Source organism: Candidatus Cryosericum odellii, assembly GCF_003570935.1.
GTDB classification, from domain to species: Bacteria; Caldisericota; Caldisericia; order Cryosericales; family Cryosericaceae; genus Cryosericum; species Cryosericum odellii.
Map to the genome: position 1 here is coordinate 1 of NZ_QXIU01000006.1, position 7,079 is coordinate 7,079.

Below are 7,079 nucleotides of genomic sequence, written 5' to 3' on the forward strand. Positions count from 1 at the left end.
AATTCATGGATCTGCTTTCGCAGGATGCCCGCACCCTTGCCGTGACAGATGTAAACGAATGAAAGGCCTGAGAGGTAAGCCACGTCGATGTACTTGTCGAGTTTCTCGAGCGCCTCGTCGACACGGCTCCCATGCAGGTCGATTTTCATGGGAACGAACGGCAGCGTCGGTTCACGCGCTCCACTGTATTGCATGGCGCGGTTCTGATAGGAGTTGAGCTCGGGTTCGGTCAGCTTGCGCACTTGCGCTTCAGGCACCGTCGTGCGCATGGAACCCGACTGGAGAACAAGCTTGCGCTTTTCCTTCAAGACATCGATGACAATGGCCTGTTTGTTGACCGAGGTAATGATGACCAGATCACCCGGAAGGATTTCTTCGACGGGCGTGAATGGAGGCTTCTCTTCATACGGCTCCGCTTTCTGGACAAGCTCGTCGCGTGTCACTTCGACCTCCCGCTTGGCATCGCGGGCTGCCTGTGGCTGGTTCTTGAGGCTGTCCTGATATTGCCTCATCAGATCATCCATGCGCTTGCTGACTTCGTCGACGATGCGTTGAGCCTCAGCATGGGCTGCTTTGAGCTCCTGTTTCTCGTTTGCTTCAAGCAAAGCCAGTTTTCCCTCGTAATCGTCCCGCAGCTTCTCCAGTTCCTGCTGGTTCACGTTCAGGCTATCCTTGGTATGACTGATCTCTTGGGAATCAGTTACGATGCGGCTCATCAATTCGGTGGTTGTCTTGTGCTCGTTACTGAGTTCATCGTGGGCGAGCGCAAGTACTGCTTCGGGGAGTCCCAGTCTCTCACAGATAGTGAACGCATGGCTTTCGCCCGGGGAGCCAAGGATGAGTTCGTAGGTCGGCCGAAGCGTTTCGACGTCGAATCCGACGGATGCGTTTCGTATCTGGTCGTAGCGGTACGCAAGGAGTTTCAGGCTGCTGTAGTGCGTGGTGATGACCGTCGTGACTCGCTTCTGGTACAGGAAGTCCACGATACCGGTTGCGATGGCGGAGCCCTCTTCGGGATCCGTACCGACGCCGAGTTCATCCAGCAGGACAAGTGAGTATCGGGTCGCCTGCCCGAGGACGCGGACGATGTTCGACATATGTGCCGAGAACGTCGACAGACTCTGTTCGATACTCTGTTCGTCGCCGATGTCGACAAAAACCTCGTCATAAAGACCAACAGTGCATCCCTCGGAAGCGGGGATGAAGAGACCTGCTTTGCTGATGAGGACTGTAAGGCCAAGGGTCTTCAGGGCAACGGTCTTGCCTCCCGTGTTCGGGCCGGTGATGACCACCATGAAATAGTCCTTGCCAATGGAAAAAGTGATTGGGACGCAGTCTGTAACAAATGGGTTGCGGACGTTGCGCAGATTGGTTTCCAGGTTGGGGCTTACCGACGGTTTGACGCCGTTCCACGATCGAGCCAGACGTCCTTTGGCCAGACTAAAGTCGAGATGGCCTGCCACGTTCAGCGATTTCTCGACATCTGGAGCGGCTTTTGCGATGAGGTCTGTCAGGTAGAGCAGGATGCGCGATATCTCTTTCTTTTCGTCGGACTGCAGGATCTGCAGCCGGTTGTTGAGGTCGATCACCCGTGTGGGCTCGACAAACAGGGTCATGCCGCTGTCGGACTGGTCGTGGACAACCGACTGAATTGCATCTTTGAACTCTCGTTTCACCGGGATCACGTACCTGTCGTTTCGCATCGTTACGATGCGGTCTTGAACGGCACGGCCATAGGTTTCGCTCCCGAGAATATCCTGGAGCACCTTGTTGATGGTCTTCTGCAGCTCGATTTTCTCACGACGGATAGCGGCGATGTTGATCGATGCGTCGTCGAGGATATCTCCATCCTGATTAACGCATCGTTCTATCTCTTGTGCAAGAGACGAAAACGGCTTGACGTCCTGGGAGATACTGAACAGTGAGGGATAAAGGTCCTTGATCGTCACGAACGCCTTTCGCACGCGTGACAGCTCGTTCAGGACGACGCAAACCTTCCACACTTCCTGCCCAGCGAGCTGTAGACGGACCTTGGCTTTGTCCAGCTCGGCCCTCACGTCAAGGAGATTGCTGAGGGTCAGATCGCCGAATCGCTCCAGATATGAAGACGCTTCATCGGTCTCGGTCTGAGCTGCCCTGATGGCATCAATACTGTCGAGCGGAGCGAGTGCACGTGATTCCTCGGCACCCAGCGCCGACTCGGCCTGGGAGGCCAAGGCCTCCTGGATACGGTCGAAGCCGACCTTACCGTACGTGTATGCGCGAATCGCCTGCTGAGCCTCTATACCCGGGTTCTTCGTAGTATGCCCCCTACACGAGTTGCGAGGGCGGCCTCGACGGAGCTGACAAGGACGTCGACCTCATCGCCCAACAGTGTTCGGTCGGGTGAGGCAAAGTCCATCGAGAAACCCACGCTCTTCTTGCCTGTCGGCAGACTGCCCCCCTGGAAACTATCAAACACGACAATTGTCTTGAGTAGGGGGCCTCCATTTTCAGTGATGATCGCTTGTAATTGGCCGGCCGTCATGCTACTGTCCACCAGGACAGCGATGTCACGCCGGATCGACGGGAACCTGGAAAACTCCTTGAAACTGATGGATGGGATGCTCTTCAACAGGGCATCGACGGAAAACTCAGCGTAGAACGTGTCTCGTTCCAGGCCCAGGAGAGCACCGACGTCGTGCCTGAGAATGCCGAGTGTGCCCAGTGCCGTGGTTTCCGAGGAAATTAGGACGCTTGCACCAGTCTCCAAGATTGCACTATCCGATGGCACGGCGTTACAGGGAACATGCAGATCGCGAAGAATTGACTCGGCGATGCCCTTCAGCACAAAGATACTGGTGCTGGCGGCGGGCGTCGTCCAGTTTGCATCTTGCCACTTGCCTGCAAGAAGAATCCCAAGCCTCGTCTCCTCATCGAAGGACTGATCACGAACGCTGAATGTTTTGCCAATCTCGAACGAGGCGAATCCCTCACGGCCTCGCGACAGGTTCCGCACCGCGGCTCCTGCAAGACCGACAGCCATTGTGGGGCGCAGAGCATCCCAGTCTACCGTGAGCGGGTTGAGCAGGAGCGGTGCCGAAGGCAAGCCCATCGCGGTTACTGTGCTCTCCCGCACAAAACTGACAGTGCGTGATTCGACGAGTCCAATGCCGACGAGAATCTGGCGCAGTCGCTTACAGAGCGCCTTGAGGGGAGACTCTGAACCGCGGCGCAGAGCAAGGTTCGGTGCGTGTGAGGGAAACTCGTCATAGCCTTCCATTCTGACGATCTCTTCGACATATTCCGGCCAGGATGTCAGGTCGCCACGGAACGATGGCGGTGTCACCGATAAGGTCGTTCCCTTGACCGACGACACGATTCCTTCATAGCCGAACAGGCGTTGCATGTCTGCAGCATCGAGGTTGGAACCGAGGTAGCCATTCATCCGACCCAGATCAAGAATCAGCGGTGGCTTCGCAGGAACAGGAATTCCAGCAGAAGCGACACGCGAGACGTAAGAACCAAGACACTGCTCGCGGACGAGTGCCGACAGAACCGAAGGGACGGCGCTGACAGTGAGCCCCGGATCGGTACCACGCTCGTAGAGGTAAGCTGCGTCTGTCTTGATGCCGAGGTGTCTGCTCGCACGTGCAACTGCTCTCGGATCGAAGTGTGCGATCTCGAAGACGATGCGCGTTGTCGCAGCCGTGACACTGGATGTCAGTCCGCCCATGACGCCGGCGACGGCCACTGGAACGGCAGCATCTGCGATGATGAGCGTGCCTGGTTCCAGAGAGCGCAACACGCCATCCAGCGTGACAATGGTCTCGCTGGGCAGAGACGTCCGCACAATGATACGATGCTCCTGAAGGCGATCATAGTCAAACGCATGAGTCGGCTGTCCATATTGTTTCAGACAGAGATTGGTCATATCGACAATCCTGCTGACAGGGCGGACGCACAACTGGTAAAGCTGAGTCCGGAAAGCGTGACTCGACCGGCCGGATACGACGTCCTGTACCAGGACTCCGATGTAGGAACTGCACAGGGACGGGTTTTCGACGGTTACAGCTAGGTCACCGTCGTTTCGGGCGTGCGGAAGGGCTGAGGGCAGCGGAAGCTTGATGTCACCCATGTCAAACGGCTGATTCGCCTCTCTCGCCCTGAGGACTTCGATCCACCGAGCCAATCCGAGAACCGACAGAGCGTCGCCCCGGTCGGGCGTGACACTTACCTCCAAGGCCGTGTCTCCTACGGGCCACGCTTCCTCGAAGGGACTGCCGGGAATTGCTCCCGACCCCAGATGCAGAATCCCTTCCTTCTCTTCGGAGGACAGGAGGTCACTATCGAGCCCCAGTTCCTTCCAGGAGCACAGCATACCGAACGATTCTACGGTGCCGAACATGCGCGTTGCAATGTCCATGCCGTCGGCAGTCCTGCCACCTGGAATCACTACTGGGATGATGTCGCCCTCGCGGACGTTGGTGGCGGCTGTGCATACGCTGGTCGTTCCGCGCGAACCGAGGTCGAGGTCTACGAGCTGAAGTCTGTGGTGTGTCGGGTGGAGTGCAGTATGTATGACCCGTGCAACGAAGACGTCTTTGAACGTGGCAGCGGTGCTCTCCGTCGATTCGATTTCAATGCCGACGTCGCCCAGTTTTGTGACCAGTTCCTCGGAGGTGTAGTCAAAATCAATCGCGGCGTGCAGCGCAGAAAGCTTGACTCTCATCCAGCCACCTCAGAACTGACCCAGGAAATCCAGGTCGTTGTCGTAGAACATGCGAATGTCACGAATGCCGTATTTGATCATGGCTATCCGCTCGATACCCCATCCAAACGCAAATCCCTGGTAGATGCTGGTATCGTATCCGACCTCCCGCAGGACGTTCTGGTGGACCATGCCCGAGCCGCCCATCTCGATCCATCCGGAGTTCTTGCAGGTTGGACAGCCCTTGCCGCCGCAGATGGGGCAGGAGATTGCGGTCTCGGCGCCCGGCTCGACAAATGGGAAGAAGGAAGGAAGGAGCTTGACGTTGATGGATGAGCCGAATACTCCTCTCACGAATTCCTGAAGTACTCCCTTCAGATCTGCGAAGGTGATGCCCTTGTCGATGACGAGACCTTCGACCTGCGTGAACACGGGAGTGTGGCTTGCATCCACTGCGTCGCGGCGATAGCATCTGCCGGTAGCAATCATCCGTATGGGTGGATTCTCGCGTTTCATCGTCCGGACCTGAATAGGCGAGGTATGTGTACGCAGAAGCATGCCGGGCGCCAGGTAGAACGTGTCCTGCATGTCGCGTGCTGGGTGGTCCGCGGGGATGTTGAGCGCCTCGAAATTGTAGTATTCCTCCTCGATCTCCGGTCCCTCTTCTATATCGAATCCCATGGAAAGGAAAACGGACTCGACCTCCTCCTCGACTTGCGTGAGGATATGCTTCTTGCCGGCAGGCATGAGCTGCCCCGGCAGAGAAAAATCGATGTCATACCTGCGTGCCGTGGAAGACAGATTGGAGAGTCTCTGCTCAATCGCTTGCGCTGCCCATTGTTTGAGTGCATTGACTTGCTCACCGAACTGCCTGCGCTGGTCCTCCGCCACACCCGAAATCTGTTTGAGCAACGCCGTGACAGTGCCTTTTTTCCCCAAGTACTCGATCTGTGCATTTCGAATATCCTGAGCATCGCGAGCGACATTCAACCGCGTCTCCAAGGCTGTACGGATTTCGTCTATCGTGCTTGGCATGTGCTGCTCCTCGTTCAGTGTCAATCAATCGATTATCATATGAAGTGTACGTTGATTCGCCCTGTTTACAAGCGTGTGTGCAGTTCACACGAGTCGCTTGGAGACAAGCGCGGGGGCGTTGCGTCAGTTGAAGAAGGGCTGGCTGGCGCCGATACGACTCTCATGTGATTGCTGCTATACTTATTCTTAGTAGAAGTCCGCGCACATTGCTGCAACGAGGAGATGTCATGACCACAAAGCCCAGGGCAAGCAAACACATTGGCAAGAACCAGACCAGTATCAAGGCCGAGAATACCTCCAGTATCCTCCGGACCGTTCATGGGACAAACGACATTTCGCGGGCGGATCTGGTCCGACTTACAGGGCTGACCGCTCCGACGGTCTCACGTATCGTCTCTTTTCTTGTCGAACAGGGTATCGTCACCGAATCGCCGGGAGCGAGTATGGGAGTAGGCCGCAAACCCGTCGTGCTGCACTTCAACGGGAGGTCGCGCTACATTGTGGCCATCGATTTCTCATGGGCGCACGTCCGAACTGCGCTCATGGACCTGGGTGGTGGTATTCTTGACCATACGGAGCGGACCATCGATCCCAGGGGCTCTATCAAGACGGAGTTCGAGAGAGTGCTGGAGACCGTGCAGGAACTGCTGAACCGTCACCGGGGCGTGAAGGTTATCGGGGTGGGCTTCTCCGCGCCCGGTCTCATCAACTCTGAAGCGGGCGTCGTCATCAGTGTTCCGAACTTTCCATCTATCCGCAACCTTCAGGTCCGGCAGTTGCTGCAGACGCGCTTCGGTTTTCCAACATTCGTTATCAATGATGCGAACGCTGAAGCCGTTGCCGAGAAATTCTTTGGTCAAGGTCGTGATACCTCTGATTTTGTGCTGGTGCATCTTGGCTACGGTATCGGCGCCGGTATCATTGCCGAGGGGCGCTTGTATACGGGCAACTTCGGAGTCTCGGGCGAAATCGGCCATACGTCGGTCGACCGCCGCCACGGAAAATGGTGTGACTGTGGAAATCGGGGGTGTGTCGAATTATATGCCGGACTGCGCGGCATTCTCGAAGACGCTTCCGCTCAAGTAGGTCGGCAGCTGTCGTTTGCGGAGCTTCAGCAACTGGCTGCCGAGGGAGACGCCAAGGTGCTGGGGGTTCTGAAAGAGAAGGGCGAGCTCATTGGATATACCATGGTCAATCTGGTGAACCTCCTTGCTCCTCAGCGTATCATCGTTACGGGCCAGGTGGCGGCTCTGGGCGCCCCAATTCTGGAGCCCATGAAACGCATCATCGCCGAACGTTGCTTCTACCACGTCGCCGATCAGGTCTCTATTACGCTGTCCTCCTTGTCTGAAAA

The 7,079-nt window shown here is 56.6% G+C and carries 4 protein-coding genes; 1 reads left to right on the forward strand and 3 read right to left on the reverse strand.

The window, feature by feature from the left end:
• The 3 genes from SMC5_RS00210 to pheS form a co-directional block, all read right to left on the reverse strand.
• Positions 1 to 2,216 (reverse strand): endonuclease MutS2 (locus SMC5_RS00210; RefSeq protein ID WP_119119116.1); only part of this gene is annotated, 2,216 nt, incomplete at its 3' end.
• 65 nt (positions 2,217 to 2,281) lie between these two features.
• The gene (pheT, locus tag SMC5_RS00215; protein WP_119119117.1) at positions 2,282 to 4,711 is read right to left on the reverse strand and encodes a phenylalanine--tRNA ligase subunit beta; all 2,430 of its coding nucleotides are present in this window, start codon (positions 4,709 to 4,711) and stop codon (positions 2,282 to 2,284) included.
• Between the two features lie 9 nt (positions 4,712 to 4,720).
• Positions 4,721 to 5,725 carry a phenylalanine--tRNA ligase subunit alpha gene (gene pheS, locus SMC5_RS00220; RefSeq protein ID WP_119119118.1) on the reverse strand — a complete coding sequence of 335 codons (1,005 nt, stop codon included), beginning with the start codon at positions 5,723 to 5,725 and terminating at the stop codon, positions 4,721 to 4,723.
• A gap of 227 nt (positions 5,726 to 5,952) precedes the next feature.
• Here pheS and SMC5_RS00225 point away from each other — a divergent pair.
• Positions 5,953 to 7,079, forward strand: a 1,127-nt coding sequence (locus SMC5_RS00225; RefSeq protein ID WP_133299125.1) for an ROK family transcriptional regulator, incomplete at its 3' end; no start/stop codon positions are given.

Bases quoted from the DNA above. Each gene is read 5' to 3' on its own strand.
- pheT (WP_119119117.1), bottom strand. From the start codon at position 4,711: ATGAGAGTCAAGCTTTCTGCGCTGCACGCCGCGATTGATTTTGACTAC.
- pheS (WP_119119118.1), bottom strand. From the start codon at position 5,725: ATGCCAAGCACGATAGACGAAATCCGTACAGCCTTGGAGACGCGGTTG.